A 17556-nucleotide genomic window follows, 5' to 3' on the forward strand; every position below is an offset into this window, starting at 1 on the left:
CAGCGTAACTTACTGCCGGGCGTGGGATGAACTATAACAAACCGTTCGCTGTATCGGTGCATTTAACGTGCCCGTTATAACTACAAGCGAAACAGACGTATTTGTATTAAAGATGCGGATGCAAGTGTGACACGTTTCGTAAGTAGATGACACAATATGTCAGTACATTAAATATTATTTTTTTGTGACTTATGATACTAGTCATAGGACATTATTCCTATATCTGGTACAATAAGATTATGTTATAATAGATCATGAGGGAAGGGAGTTTGTTATATGCTTATACGATATTTAAGATGCAGCAAGAACATAATAACCCTAACCTTGCTTATCATTTTAGCTGTTAGCTTTGTCGATGGACAAACTATCACAATAAGCGTTAACGGCGATCCTGTTTATAAATTCATTCCAATAAATTAAGGTCTTCTTGATATCATATGCCCGATGGTTTCTTGCCATACTCTGTCTCATAAATATTGAGCCGTTTATGTGATACCTCCATGATTTTATAATATCCTACAGGCAACATGTTTTGCAACATTTGTATAGCAGATTTAGATTTGGTTAAATTCAAAATACGCAGCACCTTTATGGGGTCAAGGGGATAATCGAGAAGCGAAGTCACCCCCTTCTTTCCTTTGGATGTGGTATAATAATTTCAGACAATGGATATATGCGATGGCAAGTGAGTGAACTCCATAAGAGACGACCACAGGAGATTATAGCGTAGTTGACAAATTATCGGTTACAAAAGGCGTTGATCCCGTTTTTTGATGTCGTCTCTATATACGTATCCATATTTATCGCCCACCTGTTGAGACACAAAGAGCTTGTACTGTCACAGACTATCAACGACATGACCCTGTGGGTAGTGACAATATTTACGGCATTCTATATCTTTGACCTCTATGACTTGTCTTTTCGCAAGAAGCTCATCATGAGACTGCTGCTGGGGGTGGTATGTGCCGCCATAGGAATAATGCTCTTTTCCTTCGTGTTTTACAAATTCTTTATAGGCAGGGGACTGCTGGCAATGCAGACTGCCGGGATATTTTTATTCACGTCCACGTCGCGTCTTTTGATGTATAATATACGGCACAAGATCAACAAACCCGTTCGTGTCGTCTTGTACGGCCCCGAGGAGTTTATAAGAAAGGTGTCAAAGAGCCTTGATAAATCAGACAAGGTCAAAATAGACAAGACCGTGTTTTATGGCGGCAAGCTGGACAAGAAGCTTACGTGCAAGGGGCTTAAGCGCGCAGAGTCACCAGTGATCGTGTTTGTTGACTCACCCAGGATTCCCCCCCTGCTGTTTCAACACCTGCTGGAATGTCGCATGAAGGGCATGGTGGTCAGGGAAATGTCCGACTTCTACGAGGACGTCCTGGAGCGGGTGCCTATTTACTTTCTGGAGGACAGGTGGTTTTTGTACTCGCGCGGCTTTACGGTCATCCACAATGACTTCTACATAAGGGCAAAGAGGCTCATCGATATCTTGCTGTCGGTGACGTTTATAATCCTGCTGGCGCCGTTTATGCTGCTGATGACACTGATAATCAGGCTTGAATCCAGCGGGCCGGCCCTGTACATGCAAACGCGGGTGGGGCAGAATGAGGAAACTTTCAGACTGCGCAAGTTTCGCTCCATGGTCAGGGACGCCGAAAAAAACGGCCCCACCTGGGCTGCTGACGCCGACCCAAGAATCACAAGGGTGGGAAGGGTCATCAGGCGATTGCGCATTGATGAGCTGCCTCAACTGTTTAACATCCTCAAGGGGGAGATGTCCTTTGTCGGACCGCGACCGGAGAGACCCGCCTTTATCAGCCAACTACAGGAGCAAATCCCATACTACAGCTTCAGACACATCGTAAAACCTGGCCTCACGGGATGGGCGCAGATCAACTACAAGTACGGTGCCTCTATCGAGGACGCTGCAAAAAAACTCGAATATGACATATACTACATAAAGAACTTTTCCCTGATTTTTGACATACAAATAATCCTCCGAACGATCAGAGTGGTCGTGTTTGGGGAAGAAAAAGGTGGCCTGATATGAATAAGAAAAAGGTTCTGTACCTTGCCTCACGCTTTCCGTATCCGCCGGTATCGGGTGGATTGATCCGGATGTATAACGTATCAAAGGTGATCGCCCAACACTTCACCACGGACGTCTTTAGCCTGACCGAATACGACATCCAGGACAGGCACCTCAATGCCTATAAACAACACTTTAACAACGTCCACATCTACAGACACTACAAACATACCAGCTACCTCAATGCCCTCAGGGCACTGGTCGATCAAAGACCGCTCCAGGTGGGCTACTACTACTTCAGACAGGCACAGGACAAGATCAACTCACTCATACGGCAAAATAAGTACGACCTCATATTTTGCAGTCACATCAGGACTACAGACTATGTCCGCAACGTCGATATCCCGTGCGTGGTTGACTGCGTTGACTCCATGTCCCTGAGCTACATGCAGGACAACAAGCTCGGCAGCAACTTCCTCTGGAGGCTTATATACCTCGTGGAAAGGGATCGGGTAGTCTCATACGAACGCAAACTACCGGGACGCTTTAACTATTGCTTTATGACCTCCGACAGTGATTCGGAACACATCAGGAAGCTCTCCGGCCAGACCAACGTCATCACCATATCCAACGGCGTAGCACAGGAAATCATTGATTACGGCAGCCGGCCAACCGCAGCGCCACCATTGGATACCCTGACATTTCTGGGAAAAATGGACTACAGCCCCAACATAGATGCCGTCGTGTACTTTGTCAAAGAAATATGGCCGACAATCAGAGAAAAACTCGACAACGCAGAGTTCCATATCATAGGCTCCCGCCCGACCCCGGAGGTACGGGCACTGACCGCCTCAAGGGGGGTTGTTGTAACGGGCTTCGTCGATGACCCCTACGAAATGATTGTCCGCTCCAGGATGTTCATAGCGCCGATGATATCCGGTTCAGGGATAAAGAACAAGATACTGGAGGCAATGGCCTTGGGCAAGTGTGTCGTGACGACCTCAAGCGGAGCCGGTGGTATTGACGGCATAGACGGCGAACACTTTGTCATAGCGGATGAGCCTAAGCAGTTTGCCGACAAGGTAGTAGAGCTATGGTCTGATGCCCCCAGGGTGAAGCGTATTGGGGCAAACGCCAGGGCGCTGGTACTGGATCGGTACCTCTGGGAGAAAACGACCAAAGGGCTTATCGACATCTTACACGGCATAACGTGAGCGGATTACTTGTCAGAGGATACTAAAATGTCTATCCTGTACATCTGTCCCAGGGCGCACGAGACGGGACATTATTCCGACAGGACACGCAACGAAATCGCATCTCTGACCAGGGCGGGCGTGGAGGTGGCGCTGTTGACGTTTCAGGGGTTGCTCGATGGGGGGCTGCCCCCGGGCGTAAAACAGTACACCGTCATAAGGGCCGGCTCATGGTTGTTATCCGTGATAGCGGCATTGAGCGCCTTTAAGGTCTTTTATTACGCAAAGCACCTCATATACCAGGTAGTTTGCATTGTGTCTGCCATACGCATAGTCAGGCAACACAAGTATGACTTCTATTATCTCTTAAACGGCGACCCATACATATTTTTGCCGTTTTTGTTTGCCTTGTTCCTGAAAAAAACCAACTGGATACTGATAATGATGACGCCTTTTTACGCCATGAAGGGCAGGTTTGCACATGGTTATCCCCGCTCAATGGACACGTATCGACGCCTGCAGAATCTCATTCTGTGGCGGCCCCTTTACAGCCTGGCGATGTTGCGCAACAGGTTTATAATCGTGGGGCATGACGAGTTGACCGTTGAGGCCTGGAGCGGCTTTCTAGGGGGAGTGTTGTCGGGGCGTGTCCACCTGATCCCCTGGGGATACAACCCGGCAGAGGTCGAGGTGTCGCAGGCCGATGCGCGCAAGGTGTTTGGATTGCCCGCGGCAAAGCCCATACTGCTGTTGTTTGGCGTCGTGCATCAGGGCAGAGACCCCGAGACAGTTATTGAGGCCCTTGTGGATATGCCGCCCGATATCTGCGTGCTTCAGGTTGGCTTTGTACCACCTGACAGGCATAAGCGGATCGTCTCCCTGGTCCGGAGGCTTGGGGTTGGTGAGCGTTATCGGATTGTCAACGAGTGGGTCAGCGAAGAGGTCAAGCGGTTGTACTTCTTTGCAGCCGATGTCGCGGTCATATCCTACAAGGAGGAGTTTCTTGATTGGCCAAGCGTTCTGTGGACGGCATGCAGCCTTAAGCGGCCAATTATCGCTAGTGACAGGCCATCCATAAGGGCCTGCGTTGAGAGGTATCGCGTCGGGCTGGTGTTTAAGACCTCCGACCCGCGGTCGTTGCGTCTTTGCGTCAATAGGTTGCTATCCATGACAACCCAGGAGATCGAAACAATAAGGCAGAACTGCAACTCCCTGGCACAGGACAGCTCCTCAGACCACAGCGCCAAGGTGTTGGCAGGCATTATCAGGCAATGAGAGGTAGAATGCTGCAGGAAGACATACAGGAAAAGATGAAGAATTCTGAATTTAAGAGGGCGTGGCATGGACTTGACGCCGAATTTCAGATACTTGAAGATTTACTAAGGGAGAAGGAAGAAACCAAAGACAATCAATCAAAATTTACGGAAAGAATGGAAATACATGGAAGTTCGGGCAGTAATAACCGTGCAAGGTACTAACAAGTAAACATCGTGGGCATTTGTAACGCCAACACCAAAGTCCACGACTTATACCGTAACAGGCATGGTATCAGGCAGTAACGGTACGATTTCGTGTACAAGCCCTGTTGCATATGATCAAGGAGGAACAGTTTTATGATAGGATTTATAGGTGGTGGCAACATGGCCGAGGCCATGCTCAAGGGAATGCTGGCAAAGGGTATGAAGGACATTCTTGTCTCTGAACCGAGGCAAGACAGGAGGCAGCAGCTTACACAGCTATACGGCATTAACACAATCGACGACAACCTGGAACTCATAAGCGCCTGCGACGTGGTTATTGTGGCCATCAAGCCACAGACCCTCGCCGCCCTTGCCGGTGAAACACGGACTGTTGATTTCACCGACAAGGTGATTATATCGATCATGGCGGGGATCAATCTGTCGTACCTGGAGAAGGTCTTCCGTGGTGCAAGCGTAATCCGTGTGATGCCCAACACCCCTGCCCTTGAGCAGGAGGGGATGTCGGTCGTATCGGTGGGCGAAGGTGTGGCAGAGGGTGTTCTCAGTCAGGCCACGGAGATACTTGATTGCATAGGCAAGACTCTGGTTCTGCCGGAGAGTTTTATGGATGCAGTGACGGCTGTTTCGGGCAGCGGACCGGCCTTTATTGCGTATTTTGTGGATGCGATGATCGACGCCGGAGAGGGGCTTGGTCTTGGGCGTGATACCGCCTTGATGCTGGTAATCCAGACGTTGGTTGGTACGGCAAAGCTCCTTGGCTCCGGAATCCCCCCGGCGGCTCTCGTAAAGATGGTGGCCTCACCCGGAGGCACCACCGAGGCTGGCCTGAATGTGCTAAACAACAGCAACGTTAAAGGTATCGTCACGCAGACCCTCGTCGCCGCACGTCAGAGGAGTGTTGAGCTGGGCAAGAAACTTGGCTGTTAAAATGTGCTTGATCTCATATGGATAAAAGAGTGTATCAGGAAAAACGATTTTTACTTTTCAAAACACCTTATGAACGGGGAAGTAAAGATGAAAGTTTGTAATTTTTACGGAATTGTCAACATCACCTCTGTTCCTTGGCCTGGAATGCTTTTGATTGTAACCTGTGCGCCGATTATGCCAACCAGCTCATGCACGATGGCCAACCCTATGCCCATACCGCCGGAGTGTCTGCCCTTGTAGAAACGCTCAAAGACAAGGGGTAGTTCTTCGGCGGGTATACCTATACCGGTGTCAGATACCTTGATCCACACGGCGGCGGTATCCCCTCCATACTCAATAACAATGCTGCCTGCGTTTGTGTATCTGATGGCGTTGGAGAGCAGGTTGTCAAGGATTGACTGCAATATCTCACCATCGACGCTGACAATCACGTCTGAACCATGTAGCGAAAGAGCAAGAGACTTATTGAGCGCAACCTGCCTGTATCGCTCAAGGGCCTCGGACAAAAAATACGTCAGGTTAATTTCGCTGTAGTTGCGAGGCTTAAAGAATGTGGCCTCGGCGTTTGTGAGGTCTTCAATGCCCTTGATGAGACACATCAATCTCTCCGCCTCGGCCATGATGTTCTGTGTTGCTCCCGAGTGCTCAACCACACCGTCAAGGACTGCCTCCGCATTTGCCTTGATGATGGTCAGGGGGGTTCTCAGTTGGTGCGTAATATCAGCCATGAGGCGTTTTCTGAGTTCGGCGTTACGCTTGAGTTGTTCGGCCATGTGATTAAAGGACTCCGTGAGGAAGCCTACCTCATCCCTGCCCCCATGTGAAATCCTTACACCAAAGTCCCCACCGGCGATCCTTGCGGCAGCCTCCCTGAGCCTCTTCAGCGGCAACGACAAAAGCGTGCTAAAAAGTAGCGCCAGCAACAACGACCCCGCTCCAACTATCGTAAACGATGCAAGCATAAATCTCATTGCACGCCCCTTGAATACCTCCTCCCTTGCTCGTATGTCGGCCCTGACAAGCGGCGTAAACCGCACCCGGCCAACCCTCTTGCCCTCCGCAAGGATATCATACTCTCTGGCGGGTTCGGTCGCTTCATGTCTGCCAACGATGCCTGCCATTTTCTGCCTCATTGGCTGGCTCATGTGCTGCAACACGTGGGTGTAGTCCACTATGTCCCTGCCGGTGGCATCCAGCACAACCACGTCCAGACCAAGCATCATCCCCCAGTGTACGGCCTCCATCAGACTGGCATGGTTGAAAGCACCACCCTCATAGCTGCTCTCAACGGAGGCTATCAGCCAGTAAACGTTGGCCTCCTCTATGCCCGTCCTGTAACTATCGAAGTCCCTCACGGTTGAATATCTGAAAATGGCATTTGAAATACCGGCAACAACGATCACGGTTAAAAAGGAGAGAAATATCTTAGTCTTCATCGGGTGCGCAGTTAAACCTGTATCCGACCCCGTAGACGGTCTTGACGTAATCGGATTGTCCCAGCTTCTGTCGCATGTTTTTCATGTGTGCATCTATGGTCCTGTCATAGCCGTCGAAGTCATAGCCAAGGACGGCGTTTGTCAGTTGTGGGCGCGTCAACACCTTGTTGGGATTGCCGGCAAGGACAAGGAGCATGTTAAACTCCGTCGGTGTAAGTATCACGACCTTGCCGTTGACTATGACGTCGTGAGTGCTCATGTCGATGACGAGTTTGCCGTTGTTGAAGCTCAGAGTGCGTTGTTTTTTGCCCGCCCTCCTGAGGCAGACCTTGACGCGAGCCATGAGTTCCCTGGGACTGAAGGGCTTCAGGACATAGTCATCGGCACCCATAAGGAGCCCCCTGACTCGGTCGTCCTCGTGCGTCTTTGCCGTTAGCATGATAATTGGGATGTCGTAATCGGCTCGTATCATCCGGCAGAGGTCCTCACCGTCCATGTCGGGCAGTCTGAGGTCAAGGATTATCAGGTCGGGCCGTTGGCTCATCTGTCGCAGTCCCTCAGCTCCGGTGGCTCCCTTGAGCACGGAGTAGCCCTCCCTAAGCAGATACGTAGATATTATGTCGCTTATCTTGTCCTCATCCTCGATGAGCAGCACCTTATGTCTGAACGTAGCATCCACCTCGGAACTATTTTACAACATTGCATCAGAGATAGAAAAGAAGGGGGATATAACAGGGAATGAACATGGTTAAGGGGTATTTTTTTATCGGAATTATCCATTTAACAAACCACAGCCACCTATGCTATAATAAAGACAGATGGAAGAAGGTAAGCGATGAGATATGAACCACCTAAATTTACTAGCCTTAGTGCGATGGCATGTATATTAAAACTTAACTTAATATTGCAAATTAAAAGAATCGGGGATTAAAATCCTACCAATCGGCATGGCACTTGCCACATAGAAGTTAGAGAAGCCATGACGTGTGATCCTGTAGTAAATGCTTTAGGTGGTATAGTGGAAGTTGATGAAACCGATGTAGGTGGGAAGTCAAGAAAAATAGATATTGTAAATATGACAGATTATGGTATAATCTTAAGTAGATGTTACTGTTTTTTGGAATTTATTAATAAAGGTAGGAATAGCGTTAATCGCTTGTTATTAATGGCTATAAAATGTTACATTGGTTCGCATGGAACAACTGTTAGCATATGTGAGCGTATTCTTAGATCAGGCTTCAATTCAGGTGGTGGGTTGGCTGGAAATGGGGTCTATTTTTGGGTCGAAGGGCCTCTATATCTTAAACTTGCAAAAGAGTGGTATATTCATAAAAATTCAATGGGCACCCGCAATGCTGAAATGTCCGAGTGCGGCGTTATTATTGCGAAAATAAAGGCAGACGAGTCGGAATATTTGAATATGGAAACAATAGAGATGACAAATTTGATCCATAATTTATGTAGAAAACTACGTATTGATGAAAATAATAAGGCACAAAAGGAAAGACTTTATAATATGGCTGTAAAAGATGTAGAAAAAGAATTGGGTAAAGTGTTTAAAGCATTAATAATCAGATTACCATCTCCCCAATATTCAACGTATCGAAATAAGATTACAGGCAACCCTTGGTGTTGTGTTGTTAGAGTGACGGATTGTATACATATCATCGCTTGTCATAAATGTGAGGAAATAGGGGATGAATAGCGAAGCAGTAAACAAGGCAATTGCAGCAGTTTTTGATAGGTTAATGAAAATGTCTGACGAAGAGCTTTTGCAAAAGTTTGAGAGCGAAGGTGACGGAGATATAGCGAATATTCTTAATTATACCGATGCTTTTTCAGTTTCCGATTCTTTATATACAGTTGATATTGCAACCTTACCCAATTGTGCGCATGGAGGTATCGGCTCGTTGATTCTTCCTCTGATAAATGTTCAAGAGATGGCTAAAAATGCTAATTTGGTTATAACTGAAATAGAATAAGTTTGGGGTGATAGAGTTTTTAACATTCTATCTTCAAAGGAGCGGTTTGTTAAGTAGATAAAGCTGTTTTTATTGTGCCATACGGGCATTTATTCTACATGACTTGTTTGATGGCAAGTACGGCCTGATTTTTAAGCATTTTAACGTATCTCATGCGCGAGTTTTTCATTGCCTGCGGGTTGACCGTAGCCCAGTCGCCGTAGATCAAACCTATCGGGGTTTTACGCACCGAAATAGGGATCAGAATAAACGTCTGGACATTAAACACCGTGTGCAACCAGTTCGGAATGCACGATTGTACCTCCACGTCATTAACGTTGTTGATTACCACAATGGAGTCCTTGCTGAGAGATATGTTAAAGACGTCGTTTGAATCCTTGTCAATCGGAAACCGAAAGTGTTTAACCAGATTCTCTATATTGCGCCCAAGGCCAAAACGGCCATCTATCGACTGCCCCTTGGCATTCTTTATACTGATGATGGTGCGTGTAAACTCCATTCCCCTGTATAATGTCTCAAGGATCATGCGCAATAAGTCGTTTAAAGAGAACTCCTCCAGGAGGGTATTCGTTATGTCCAGTATCCCTCGTGAAAGTATGTCCTCGGGAGTTACGATTTCATTGCTGTCGTCTTCGCTATCATGGGTGTTGTCAAGTATCTGCAATGAGCTTACAGGTTTAACTATCTCCTGCTGTACTATTGGGATATCCTGGCCTTTTATCAGAAAACTCAAATTTTTGGTGATATGACTGTAGTTTATGCTAAATTTGTTATCTGCACAGTGAGCCATTAATATGTTGAAAGAGGCCTCAAGGACTTCGTTTACCATGCTTTGATCGCAGTTATCAAACATATTCGTAAAGCTGTTTAAGGCATCTTTCCACATGTTTAAGTCCATTTGTTCGGTGTTGAGCAACTCACATAAGTTATTGGAAAAGAGGGACAGGCACCTTATATTTTCTATATTGTTTTTTGGTTTATCGAGCTTGTTCAAAGGTATCTTTTGCATACATATCATAATGTTTTCAGAGAAGTTCCAGTGCTTGGCAATAGTTATACCAATGGTGTCATATGCTACATTGAGGACAGAGATGGCTATTTCATTTTCGGATATCTTTTTGAGCTTGGCAAGTTCTACGATCTTTCTATGTTCATCGGGCAGATAAAAGACAAGCAATAACTTTCCGAGGGTATGAAACATCGAACAGATAAAGGTTTCCTCTAATTCCCTCATACCTAATCTGCTGCCCATTCTCTTTGCAATCACTCCACTCAAAAACGAAACCAACACCGCCTCCCTTAGAGCTACGGACATGGAGTTGTCCTTAATAGTCTCAAATAGCACAAGGGACAGGGCTACGTCCCTGACGTGACTGAATCCCAATATATGGATGGTACGTGAGATGGTGTTGATCTTCCCGCCTCTGTTATACTTGACATAAGCGGCTGAGTTTACCAACCTGAGCAGCTTGTTGGTCAGCGAAATATCGTCTAATATCGTGTTTGTAAGCTCATCGACAGAGGCTTTACTGTTGGCCTTTGTCTGTGCGCTCACCAGAGCAACAGTGCGACCCATTACGGGGAACTCCCCCTTTGCCCTTATCCCGTCTAATATGCGTGCTATAACGGGTATCTTCGTCTCTACCATATATGAACTACTGATAATCCCCTGCTTATTGTACTACATTAACGTCTGTGTTTGTCAAGGGTTTTTTACAGCGCGTTTAGATTGTGTACAATACAAGAATGGCAAGTGTTTTTTTCCTACATTACCCTACATGACTTGTTTGATGGCCATTACGGCCTGATTTTTAAGCATTTTAATATATCTCATGCGCGAGTTTTTCATTGCATGCGGGTTGACCGTAGCCCAATCGCCGTAGATCAACCCTATCGGGGTTTTACGTACCAATACAGGGACCAGGATAAACGTCTGGGCTTTAAACACCTTCTGCAACCAGCTCGGAATGTGCGATTGCACATCTATGTCATTAACGTTGCTGATAACGACAATAGAGTCATTGTTGAGCGATATGTTAAAGACGTCGTTTGAGTCCCTGTTAATAGGAACACGAAATATTTTAATCAGATTCTCTATGTTCTGTCCAAAGCCAAAGCGGCCGTCTATTGACTGTCCTTTAGCGTTCTTTATACTGATGATAGTGCGTGTAAGCTCCATGCCCCTGTGCATGGTCTCCAGAATCATGCGCAATATGTCATTTAAAGAGAAATCCTCCACCATGGTGTTAGTTATTTCTAATACCCCTCTTGCAAGTATATCCTCTGGGGTTACAATTTCGCTGCTATCGCTATCGCTGTCATGGACGTTGTCTATAATATGCAATGAAGTTGCAGGTTTAGCTTTCTCCTGCTTTACTACTGGTATCTCCTGCCCTTTTACCATAAAACTCAAGTTCCTGGTAATGCGACTATAGCTGATATTGAAGTTGCTGTCTTTACAATGGGACATCAGTATCTTGAAAGAGGCTTCTATGGCTTCGTTTATAAGATTTTCATTGCAGTTGTCAAACAGGTTATTAAAGCTGCTTAAGGCATCTTTCCACATTTTTACATTAACTTGCTCATTGTTAAGTAACTCGCATAAATTGTTGGAAAACAGGGACACACATTTTATATTTTCTATAACGGTTTTTGGTTTAACCAGCTTTTGCAAAGGTACCTTTTTCATGCAGTACATGATGTTTTCGGAGAAGTTCCAATGTTTGGCAATCGCTATACCAATAGTGTCATACGTTACATTCAGGACGGAAAGGGCTGTTTCATTTTCAGATATCTTGTTGAGCCTGGCAAGTTCCATGATTTTCTTATGCTCATCGGGCAGATAAAAGGCAATCAATAACTTTCCAAAGGAATGAAACATAGAGCAGATAAAGGCCTCCTCTAATTCGCCGATGTCTAACCTGCTGCCTATCCGCTTTGCCATTATCCCACTCATAAACGAAACCAGGACCGACTCCCTGACGTCTGAAGCCAGCGAATTGTCCTTAATAGTCTCAAAGAGCACAAGTGATAAGGCTACTTCACGGACATGGCTAAATCCCAATATCTGAATGGAGCGTGAAATGGTGTTGATCTTCGTCCCTCTGTTATACTTTATGTAAGCGGCTGAATTTACCAACCTGAGCAGCTTGTTGGTCAACGATATATCACCTAAGATCGTGTTGGCAAGTTCATCGACAGAGGTCTTGTTGTCCGCTTTTGTCTGCGTGTTTACCAGGGCAATAGTACGCCCCATCACGGGAAACTCACCCTTAGTTCTCATCCCATCCATTATACGTGCTACAACGGGTATCTTTGTCTCTATCATATATTAACTATTGATAATCCCCATATAGTTATTGTACTGCATTTACGACTGTGTTTGTCAAGAGTTTTTTGTAACAGGATAATCGTATAGCAGATTTCGATTGGATAGCACGACAATCAACCGTGGTTACCAGTATTTAAGGCACTTTTATATTTTAGTAGTATGGCATTGTTACTGTCCAATATAGTTAACGCCAAGAGATGTGTGCATAAACTTTTCAATATCAGGCTTGTTTCTATGTTACCGGTGGACGCTGATCACGCCATCTGCGGACATGAGTTTGTTGCTGAGGTTGGTCAACTGCACCTTGTCCCTGACCTCGAGTGTAAAGATAAAGTGTGCATGCTTATCCTGAGCCGATCTGGCCTCCAGTTGGGAGAGGTTTATGTTAAACGTTGAAATCATGGAACTCAGCGTTGCCAGGATGCCGGGCTTATCGATTGTTTCGACGTACAGCCGCGTTGTTGTTGTGAAGTCCCCGCCGGCCTTCCAGGATATTTGAACCATCCTCGATTCATCAATGGCCAGACGTTGAAAGTTATCGCAGTCCATCCTGTGAATGGTCACGCCCTTGCCTTTTGTGATAAAGCCTGCCACGTTGTCGCCGGGGACGGGATAGCAGCACTTTGCCGTGTTGTAGAGCAGGTTGTCTATGCCCATGATCTGGATACCCCTGTGATGTGTGGGCTTTTTCCGTACCTTTAACGTTGGTCCTGCTTCTTCGGGTGGGTGTTGTTCGGGCTTTAAGCGGTTGATCACCGGGACAACGGAGAGCTTCCCATAGCCTATCTCAACATATAGCTCCTCAAGGGTGTTGAGGCCAAACTCTTGCAACAACTCCCTGATCCTCTTTGACTTCAGGATGGCAAGACCGATATCGTGTTTTCGTAGTTCCTCATCCAGCATGGCAGTGCCCAGGGTGATGGCCTGTTTACGTTGCTCAGACTTTATCCAGTGTTTGATGCGGCTGCGCGCCTTGTGCGTAACAACAAAGCCCAACCAGTCACGGCTTGGCGTGTGTGAGGAGGACGTCAGAATTTCAACGATGTCGCCGTTTTTGAGGTGGTATTTTAACGGCGCTATCTTGCCGTTTATGCGACAGCCAACACACCTGTTGCCAAGCTCGGTGTGGATGGCGTAGGCAAAATCAACGGGTGTTGAACCGGTGGGAAGCTCCTTGATCTCACCTGCGGGCGTTAGCACAAATACGACGTCCTGGAACACCTCGCCCTTGAACATCTCCAGGAAGTCCCTGGCATCGCTGGAGTCTTTCTGCATGTAGATGAGTTCACGGAGCCAGTTGAAGTACTTGGCGTCCCTGTCGTCAATGGGACGTTCTTTTTCCTTGTATATCCAGTGAGAGGCGATGCCACGCTCTGCCAGCATGTGCATGTCTTCGGTGCGTATCTGGAACTCGATCCGCTCTCCGTGTGCACTGAGCACGGTGGTGTGCAACGACTGGTACATGTTGGCCTTTGGGATGGCTATATAGTCCTTGAATCTGCCAGGAACCGGTATCCACATCGAATGTATGATGCCCATGGTCATGTAGCACTGGTCCTTGGTCTGTGTGATGATCCTAAGACCCAGGATGTCGTTGACCTCCTCAAAGGGGACTCGCTGTTTGACCATCTTCTGGTATATGCCGTAGTAGTTCTTCACCCTGCCACTGACCCTCGCAAATATGCCGTGTTCTCTGAGTTTCGACTCGATGTTGAAGGCCAGGTCCTTTATAAAGCTCTCACGGTCGTGGCGTTTTTCGGCGACCTTACGGGCAATTTCCTCGTAGAGTTCGGGATGGAGGTATTTAAAGCCGAGGTCTTCGAACTCAGCACGCAGCCATCCGATACCCAGGCGGTTGGCCAACGGGGCATAGATGTCCAGTGTTTCAGCCGATATGCGTTTTTGTTTGTCCGAGGGCATGAATTCGAGGGTTCGCATATTGTGGAGCCTGTCTGCAAACTTTATCAGTATAACGCGGACGTCCTCGGCCATTGCCATGAACATCTTTCGGAAGTTCTCTGCCTGGGTCTCCTCACGGGTTTTAAACTCCATCTGGGTCAACTTGGTCAGGGCGTTGACCATGTACGCAACATCCACGCCAAAGATGTCGCCAATGTCATCGATAGTCGTATCGGTGTCCTCAACGGTGTCGTGCAGGAGGCCGGAGATGATCGTCGTGACATCCAGGTGCATGTCGGCCAGGATGGAGGCAACCGCCAAGGGGTGTCTAACGTAGGGGGTACCCTCACGCCGCCTCTGGTCGCAGTGTGCCTCGTGCGTAAAGTGATACGCCAGCTTTATAAGCTCCGTATTGGCGTCAACGTTGTAGGAGGCTATCTTGCTTAATAATTCGTCTAATGTAATTGTTGCCGAACCTTCCATATATGCTATTATTATACAACTTATCTGCAACTTGTGTGTAGTACCAATTGTCGTTTAACCATAGGGGTATCTTTATCTTTTGTATTGCTGCTGGTAGATTTTTTCCTTTTCGGGTTGTCTTATGCGCTGATCGTTTTTGACGTACATCATGGCCAGGACCAGGCCTAATACGACAAATACAATCCTTGTCCTCATCGGAGGTATGCCGTGGACCTTTTCGCCGGCTATGACCATGAATATTACCAACAGTGTAACTGACAACAAACCGCCCGGAAATGGAACCCCGTTAATCACCACCATCACCGGCATCAGCGCGGACATGTACGCTACACACCTGTAGGAGGTCTCATAGGATTGCCGCGATCCCAGAATCTTCCAGATAATAAAGAGCGCCAGGGCCGCCAAAAAACCAAACAACGTTACCGTAACCGGTACAAACAAGAAAGCGGCCACGGCCTTCCCGATCCCCTCAAGTATGTTGAATCCCAGGATGCTGACGGCCGCCTTTAGCAAACCACCAAAGACACCCATCGCTATCATAAAGACCAACGGCCCTATGTATCCACCCTTTTTGGGCATCGTGCTGAAAAAATCAGCAGGGGTTGTCAACACCCTTATCGCCGTTGAGGGAATGCGAAAAACACTGATATGGTTTCTGCCCATAATATCGAATAGTAACATAAAAGGCTGATAAAAAACACGCCGGCATCGGTGCATGCAGAACAAATTTACCATAGCACGGAAATCTTGCAATAACCCTAAAAAAATACTTGACAAAACAGATTCCAATAGCTTAAACTATGTCCGAGTATAGGGTGTCAGAGTATAGAGTATAGGGTGTCAGAGTATAGAGTATAGGGTGTCAGAGTATAGAGTATAGGGTGTCAGAGTGTGGAGTTGCGCCTTTTATTGCCAAAAAACAGGTCACCACGCTATTACGAAATTAATAGAAATCAACAGGAGGATCAAGCAATGAACTGGTTTAACAATCTCAGGATGAGTGCAAAGCTGATAGGCGGCTTTGTAGTTGTGGCGTGTATCACGGTAATCGTGGGGACATTCAGCATTGTCAATCTGCACAAGATCGATGCTGCGGATACGTTTCTGTATGAAAAGATGACGGTGCCGTTAGGTCAGCTCGGTGAAATAACCGAGAGTTTTCAAAGAGTAAGAATAAACCTCAGGGATTTTGTGGAATCAAAAAACGATGCAGAGAGAGATGAAGCTCTTAAAAAAATAAGTGAATTGAGAGACAAAATAGCTAAAACATCCCAGGAGTTTGAAAAGACGATTGTTACGGATGAAGGGAGAAAGATGTATGAACATTTTTTGGACACCAGAAAGGCCTATGGAGCAGTAATAGATAAAGTCGTAGAGCTTGACAAGGCAGGAAAAGAGGCAGAGGCATTAGAGATGATGCACAATGAGGGGAAAAAGGCAGCCTTTGAAGAACAGGCCGCAATAGATGCCCTCAAGGAAAGAAAGCTGACACAGGCCAAAGAGACAGCCGATTCAAACACTGTCCTTGCTAATAAAACAACCAACCTGATTATTGCCATAACGGCGATAGGGTTTATCATCGCCATACTATTGGGGATATTCATATCGGGTTCAATAAGCAATCCCTTAAAGGAGGCTGTTGTTGTAGCCGAGGCCATAGCAAACGGCGATCTCACCAGGCAGATAGACATGGACAGGAAGGATGAGATCGGACAGCTCGTCGGTGCAATGAGCACAATGACCAAGAGATTAAGGGAAGTCATATCGGAGGTCATCACGGCGTCACGGCAGGTCTCATCCGGGAGCAATCAGCTCAGTTCCACGGCACAGGAGCTTTCGGAGGGGTCTACGGAGCAGGCGGCGTCGGTGGAGGAAGTATCGTCGTCAATGGAGCAGATGGCGGCAAACATCAAGCAGAACGCAGACAATTCCCATGAGACCGAAAAGATAGCCGCCAAGTCCTCACAGGACGCCAGGGAAAGCGGCACGGTTGTGTCAGACGCTGTTCATGCCATGAAGGAGATCGCCAGCAAGATCACCGTCATCGAAGAGATCGCTCGACAGACCAATCTCCTTGCCTTAAATGCGGCCATTGAGGCTGCACGGGCAGGTGAGCATGGCAAGGGCTTTGCCGTGGTGGCTGCCGAAGTGAGAAAGCTGGCCGAGCGCAGCCAAAAGGCGGCCGGTGAGATAGGCCACCTCTCTGAAACCACCGTTGACAAGGCCGAACAGGCAGGTGGCATGTTGAGCAAGCTAGTGCCCGATATACAACGGACGGCAGAGCTGGTTCAGGAGATAAGTGCCGCAAGCAACGAACAAAACTCAGGTACGGACCAGATAAACAAGGCCATCCAACAACTTGACCAGGTCATACAGCAAAACGCCTCCGCATCTGAGGAGATGGCATCCACGGCAGAGGAGCTATCCGCTCAGGCCGAACAACTGCAAACGTCCATATCGTTCTTCAGGCTGGACCAAGGTCATGGTGGCAGGAGAGATACACAACAGCCGGTGACAAAGCCGACAATGAAGCCCAGACAATTAGCCCATATAGCACCTCCCAAAAAGGTTGCTGCTCCCAAAAAGGCCGCCAGGAGTGCCGACATACGATTGCCGGAAGAAACATCCGATGCAGACTCGGAATTTGAGAAATTTTAAGACAAGCATCTCAGGCATGCGTATTTTGTATCCTCTTTAAAAAGCAGGGTAATTTTTATTTCACGGTTAAAAGGCATGGATTCCTGCTTTCGCAGGAATGACAGTTACAGCGGTTTTTCAAGTGTGTCATT

General features: G+C 47.2%; 14 protein-coding genes. 8 read left to right on the forward strand and 6 right to left on the reverse strand.

Annotation, left to right across the window (positions count from 1 at the left end; genetic code table 11):
• Nucleotides 1-730 precede the first annotated feature (730 nt).
• From Mcas_RS03635 to proC, 5 genes are all read left to right on the forward strand, one after another.
• Nucleotides 731-2056, forward strand: a complete 1326-nt coding sequence (locus Mcas_RS03635; protein ID WP_052566823.1) for a sugar transferase — start codon at nt 731-733, stop codon at nt 2054-2056.
• The gene (locus tag Mcas_RS03640) at nt 2053-3249 is read left to right on the forward strand and encodes a glycosyltransferase family 4 protein (RefSeq protein ID WP_040334122.1); all 1197 of its coding nucleotides are present in this window, start codon (nt 2053-2055) and stop codon (nt 3247-3249) included. Before Mcas_RS03635 ends, Mcas_RS03640 begins: the two co-directional genes overlap by 4 nt.
• Nucleotides 3250-3276: 27 nt before the next feature.
• Nucleotides 3277-4503, forward strand: a complete 1227-nt coding sequence (locus tag Mcas_RS03645) for a glycosyltransferase (RefSeq protein WP_040334123.1) — start codon at nt 3277-3279, stop codon at nt 4501-4503.
• A gap of 8 nt (nt 4504-4511) precedes the next feature.
• A complete protein-coding gene (locus Mcas_RS03650; RefSeq protein WP_156033087.1) occupies nt 4512-4706 on the forward strand; it encodes a hypothetical protein in 195 nt (64 codons plus the stop codon).
• A 135-nt stretch (nt 4707-4841) separates the two neighbouring features.
• On the forward strand, nt 4842-5636 hold the full coding sequence (proC, locus tag Mcas_RS03655; protein ID WP_040334125.1) for a pyrroline-5-carboxylate reductase: 795 nt from the start codon (nt 4842-4844) through the stop codon (nt 5634-5636).
• Nucleotides 5637-5740: 104 nt separating this feature from the next.
• Here proC and Mcas_RS03660 read toward each other — a convergent pair whose 3' ends face one another.
• The gene (locus Mcas_RS03660) at nt 5741-7072 is read right to left on the reverse strand and encodes a sensor histidine kinase (RefSeq protein ID WP_040334126.1); all 1332 of its coding nucleotides are present in this window, start codon (nt 7070-7072) and stop codon (nt 5741-5743) included.
• Nucleotides 7062-7751: a response regulator transcription factor gene (locus tag Mcas_RS03665; RefSeq protein ID WP_040334127.1), complete on the reverse strand. Its 690-nt coding sequence runs from the start codon at nt 7749-7751 to the stop codon at nt 7062-7064. The genes Mcas_RS03660 and Mcas_RS03665 overlap by 11 nt, the downstream gene beginning before the upstream one ends.
• Before the next feature lie 339 nt (nt 7752-8090).
• On the opposite strand from Mcas_RS03665, the gene Mcas_RS03670 reads away from it, so the two are divergent.
• Entirely contained in the window at nt 8091-8777 is a 687-nt protein-coding gene (locus Mcas_RS03670; RefSeq protein WP_156033090.1) for a hypothetical protein, read from the forward strand.
• Nucleotides 8770-9054, forward strand: a complete 285-nt coding sequence (locus Mcas_RS03675; protein ID WP_040334129.1) for a hypothetical protein — start codon at nt 8770-8772, stop codon at nt 9052-9054. The genes Mcas_RS03670 and Mcas_RS03675 overlap by 8 nt, the downstream gene beginning before the upstream one ends.
• A gap of 94 nt (nt 9055-9148) precedes the next feature.
• On the opposite strand, the gene Mcas_RS03680 is transcribed toward Mcas_RS03675, so the two are convergent.
• The 4 genes from Mcas_RS03680 to Mcas_RS03695 all read right to left on the reverse strand — a co-directional run bounded on the left by Mcas_RS03680 (nt 9149) and on the right by Mcas_RS03695 (nt 15448).
• Complete coding sequence (locus Mcas_RS03680; protein ID WP_040334130.1) at nt 9149-10702, reverse strand: HDOD domain-containing protein; 1554 nt, start codon at nt 10700-10702, stop codon at nt 9149-9151.
• Between the two features lie 126 nt (nt 10703-10828).
• Nucleotides 10829-12382 (reverse strand): HDOD domain-containing protein, encoded by a 1554-nt coding sequence (locus tag Mcas_RS03685; RefSeq protein WP_040334131.1) that lies wholly within the window; start codon nt 12380-12382, stop codon nt 10829-10831.
• Nucleotides 12383-12622: 240 nt separating this feature from the next.
• Nucleotides 12623-14767, reverse strand: a complete 2145-nt coding sequence (locus Mcas_RS03690; RefSeq protein ID WP_040334132.1) for a RelA/SpoT family protein — start codon at nt 14765-14767, stop codon at nt 12623-12625.
• A gap of 72 nt (nt 14768-14839) precedes the next feature.
• Nucleotides 14840-15448, reverse strand: a complete 609-nt coding sequence (locus Mcas_RS03695; protein WP_162176249.1) for a YIP1 family protein — start codon at nt 15446-15448, stop codon at nt 14840-14842.
• A 291-nt stretch (nt 15449-15739) separates the two neighbouring features.
• On the opposite strand from Mcas_RS03695, the gene Mcas_RS03700 reads away from it, so the two are divergent.
• Entirely contained in the window at nt 15740-17425 is a 1686-nt protein-coding gene (locus tag Mcas_RS03700) for a methyl-accepting chemotaxis protein (RefSeq protein WP_040334134.1), read from the forward strand.
• The last annotated feature ends 131 nt before the right edge of the window (nt 17426-17556 follow it).

The organism is Candidatus Magnetobacterium casense (assembly GCF_000714715.1).
Lineage (GTDB): Bacteria > Nitrospirota > Thermodesulfovibrionia > Thermodesulfovibrionales > Magnetobacteriaceae > Magnetobacterium > Magnetobacterium casense.